General features: G+C 41.4%; 5 protein-coding genes. 1 reads left to right on the forward strand and 4 read right to left on the reverse strand.

Features of this window, described 5'->3' with window-relative positions:
- The coding region (locus DXA74_RS15700; protein ID WP_147401159.1) for an RHS repeat domain-containing protein at nucleotides 1–963 on the forward strand (963 nt) is incomplete at its 5' end.
- Nucleotides 964–1,239: 276 nt separating this feature from the next.
- On the opposite strand, the gene DXA74_RS15710 is transcribed toward DXA74_RS15700, so the two are convergent.
- The 4 genes from DXA74_RS15710 to mobC form a co-directional block, all read right to left on the reverse strand.
- Entirely contained in the window at nucleotides 1,240–1,689 is a 450-nt protein-coding gene (locus DXA74_RS15710) for a copper resistance protein NlpE N-terminal domain-containing protein (protein ID WP_118529069.1), read from the reverse strand.
- Between the two features lie 204 nt (nucleotides 1,690–1,893).
- A complete protein-coding gene (locus tag DXA74_RS15715) occupies nucleotides 1,894–2,646 on the reverse strand; it encodes a hypothetical protein (RefSeq protein WP_118529075.1) in 753 nt (250 codons plus the stop codon).
- Between the two features lie 35 nt (nucleotides 2,647–2,681).
- Nucleotides 2,682–3,632, reverse strand: a complete 951-nt coding sequence (locus DXA74_RS15720; RefSeq protein ID WP_118529071.1) for a relaxase/mobilization nuclease domain-containing protein — start codon at nucleotides 3,630–3,632, stop codon at nucleotides 2,682–2,684.
- The coding region (gene mobC, locus DXA74_RS15725) for a plasmid mobilization relaxosome protein MobC (protein ID WP_118529073.1) at nucleotides 3,629–4,005 on the reverse strand (377 nt) is incomplete at its 5' end. The genes mobC and DXA74_RS15720, both read right to left, overlap by 4 nt.

Genomic DNA, 4,005 nt, shown 5'->3' on the forward strand with positions numbered 1-4,005 from the left:
AACTTCCAAGAAGGCGATACATACGAGAAGATGCAGTTCTACTATCACCCAGACCACTTGGGTAGCAGTAGTTACATCACCAACCTTGATGGCGAGGTGGTACAGCATATAGAGTATGTTCCTTTTGGTGAAGTGTTTGTTGAGGAGCGCAACAACATTTGGAATACACCTTATCTTTTCAATGCGAAGGAATTCGATGAGGAAACGGGGTTGTATTATTATGGGGCGAGATATTACGAACCGAAGCTTGGCATTTGGATATCAACAGATCCAAAGCAAGAAAAATATTTTGATTTTTCTTCATATTGTTATACAGGAAACAACCCGATAAGATTTAGTGACCCTAATGGTCAAGATTGGTGGGATAAAGTAAAAGGATTTGGTGCCGCTATTGTAGATAATGCCACTGGTGGATTAATCAATATTCGAACATATGCAGGAAGAAATGTTTCAGCCCCTAAGGACTTCAATGCTGGATTAACAGCTGGTGATTTAGCCAGCCTAACCGTGGGTACCATTGAAAGTGGTACAGGTGCTACTATGGTGGCAAGTGGAACGACTATCACTACGGTAGGACTTGTTGCAGAAGGACCTTCACTTGGAACTTCTACGGTGGTTGTAGTTGTAGGAAGTGCAGATGCTACTGTGGGAGCGGGTCTTACTGTTCATGGAGCAGTAATGATGTCAAATGCAAGAAAAAATCTCACGGATAAGAAAGGTCATATTGCAAGTCGCGAACAACCTTCTGTACCTCAATATAGTAATAGACCTCCAGGTAAAACGACTAAACTTAGAAATGGTCAGGGTTGGAAAGATAAAGATGGAAATGTGTGGAAAAAAGATTTAAAACATAAAGACCATTGGGATGTAACCAACCCAAAAACAGGAAAGAAGGTTAAGGAAATTGATTATAATGGACAACAAATTTGGCCTAATGGTCCTAAAAATAAGAACAAAAAATGAAACATCCATATGAAGAATATGAGACATCCAAGCTTTGGAAAATTGTAAAATCTTCAATAGAAGATTTAGTTGAGAACAATGATATTGAGCTTTTTACTCCGATAGAGTATATTGTAGGTTATATTTGCAAAAATATATCCTCAACGGATATAAATAGTGGAGAAAAGTCGCCCAAATAGTGCATTTCATCATATTAGAAATGTCTAAATGAGGATGTAAAATAAACTGTGTCAAGCTATGAGTATCGTTTGACACAGTTTATTTTACACCCTCCATTTATCCTTTCTTCTTCAGTATAAAGTTTTTCCTAACCTTTTTTTCAGGTTCATTCCCAAATGAATCTATCAAAATAATGCAGTTGTCGTCCTTCACCTTATAGAAAATATTGTCACCACTCAAAGGATGCACAAGCATCAAAATATTGCCGTCAAGCATTTGGAAAGTACCTCTTAACTTTTCCTGTTCATTCTGCTTTTCTTTGAATACCTGTATCAACAAATAGGTGCCGTCAGCATTTAATGTGAGTGTTGTTTTTACATTAGGCGGTAATACACCGCAATAAGTTCCCGCTATAGAATCCAAATCAATCTTGTTGCTTAAAGCAGCCGTATATTCTTCGATTTTAATTGAGTCAATCCCTGTATCATTTTTGTCAGTACCGCAGAATATATAAGATGTAACCAAAGCAATAACCAAAACAGCTATAATTATCAATTTCTTCTTCATACCATCTTAAAAGAAAAAGTGTCCGCAATGTCAAACGAGTGGCATCACGGACACGGATGAATAGTTGAGAGTTTGATGAAAGTTAGTATGCTGAAACATTGTTGATGCACGGGCAAGCCCTTGCGCTTCGAATACGACACGAATGCCGTTGGTCTTAATCTTGTCGAAACGAAGGATGCGCTTGTACCCGTTGGTCGTTGTCTATTATTTCTGATTAATTTTCTTTTTAATTTCATTCGCCTCTTTAAATAGGCTATTAGCAATGCTATCTTTAATTGCTGCCATCTGTATCATTTCGTTATGATAGCGAATTGAGTCCTCGTAAATATTTACATGAGTTCTCACTTTCTCAATAACTTCTTTATTTGGGCATACAGAAAAGTTCTTTTCGATGTATCGAACATTGGGGTCGTCAGATGGAAGAACCATCTTCAATGCACGATATTTCAAGTCTGCCTCCTCCCTGTCTTGGTGTTCTCGCCATTGGGTTAGATTGCCCCAAATTGAGAGAACAAGAGATAGAGCCAAGCCTCCAATGAAAAGAAGAACATACTTAGAGGTTGGCTCAAAGAGGTGGGTGACAATCTTTTTCTGAGGTGTGTTGCTTATGTTGTCAAGTCGTTCTTGCAAGTCTTTTGATGAAGCATCTTGCTCTTGCTTCAGCTGCTTAACCGTATCAAACAAGAGCTTGCTTCGCTGTTCATCTTTGCTTGCTTCTTTCTTGGTAAGGTCAATATAGATACATATCGCCTCTCTTAATTTTGCCAAATTTCCAATAGTTTCCTCTTCTTTTGCAGATACAGAAAGGATGGCTTTTTCAAGTTTGCTTGTATCAATACTTGCAGGGCTGAGAACTGTTTCCGTTCCTGCGTTCTTTGGTGAGTCAGAAAGTTCATCGACTTTCTGCTCCAATCTCTCAACTGTGGCGTAGATGGCTTCCAATAGTTCTTCTTTCATCTTTCTTTTGTTGTTTGAATGGTTTGTAACTTGCATCAAAGGCTAAAGCCTCTTCTGCGTTTCTTCTTTTTCTTCTTGGCTGATTCATCCTCTGGGAAAGACTCAAAGGTCTGAGCGTTGACAGAAGCAAAAAGTCCAATGGAAGAAATACCATCCCAAGGGTCTTGGCAGCTCTCCGACATGAATGGCACCTGCTCATTCTTGCGACAGCCCTGCTCATATTGCTGAGCAGAATTGGCTCTTGTTGATATATGGTTTTCCGTTCCTTCAAACTTTGCATCCAACTTGCCAAAGCTGTATTCTCTGCAAATCTGCGTACCCTTGAAGCTATATCCATCCTTGCTGAATCGGATGCCTTGCACCTTGGTTCGCTCCTTGTCCTTATAGACAAACTCCAAGAGAACACCTCGCTTTGCAAGCTCATTCTTGAACTTCTGCCAACTACCTACGGCTTTCAAGACATCCTTGACAACATTGTGAATCTCGTATTTGGCACGCTCCCTATTGCGCAATTTGCAAGTATTTGTCTTGCTTTTGTCCGTTCCGTAAGCCAGCCCATACTTGGGTTTTAGAGTCTTGGTCACTTGCTCATTACGCCTGTAATCATTCCTGTCTGATATGAGTTTGCCCTCGTTATTAATGCGGTTGTACACGATATGACAATGTGGATTGTCCGTATTGTGATGCCTTACGATGATGAATTGGGTATCGGTGATGCCCATCATCTGCATGTATTCAAGGGCTATCTTAGCCATGAACTCATCCGTCAAACGTGGCTTATCCTCGGGCTTGAAGCTCAAAGCTATGTGCCCCACAGGCTTCTTAATCCTTGGATTTAGCTGTCTTTGCAGCTCAAAACTTTGTACTATCTCGGCATTCGTGCCGAGTAACACACCATCGGATGCAAGGATTTTCGCCTCGTCCTTGCCTGTAACATAGCGGATGCAACCAGCAAATGAGCTGCCCTTCTTTAGCTTGCCTATCATGTAGCATCCTCCTTTCTGCCTATTCCGCATGGCTTCGATTTTGGACTTGCTTGGCGATACTCGCCAAGGATGGATTTCAATCTTCTCAACAAGTCCACCACATACACATGGGTTTCGTGGAAACCTCTCTGATGCGACAGCTTGGTAAGTTGGTTGAGGTTGTTCGCCATGCCTATGAGATTCTTAGCGATGGCTATCGTCTCAGCGTTGTGTCCGCTGACCACCTCGCCGTTCAAGGCGGACTCACGAATGTACTCCGCCAATTTGCGGTTGGCTTTTCTCGCCCTCAGTCTCAAAGCCTCGTAGCTTGGCTTCGAGAACTTCACCGTGACAGACTTCGACAGCTTGCGAACCCTGCCCGTAGGCGGTCTTC

The sequence above is a fragment of the Bacteroides sp. OF04-15BH genome, from assembly GCF_003477995.1.
In the GTDB taxonomy this organism is placed as follows: domain Bacteria; phylum Bacteroidota; class Bacteroidia; order Bacteroidales; family Bacteroidaceae; genus Paraprevotella.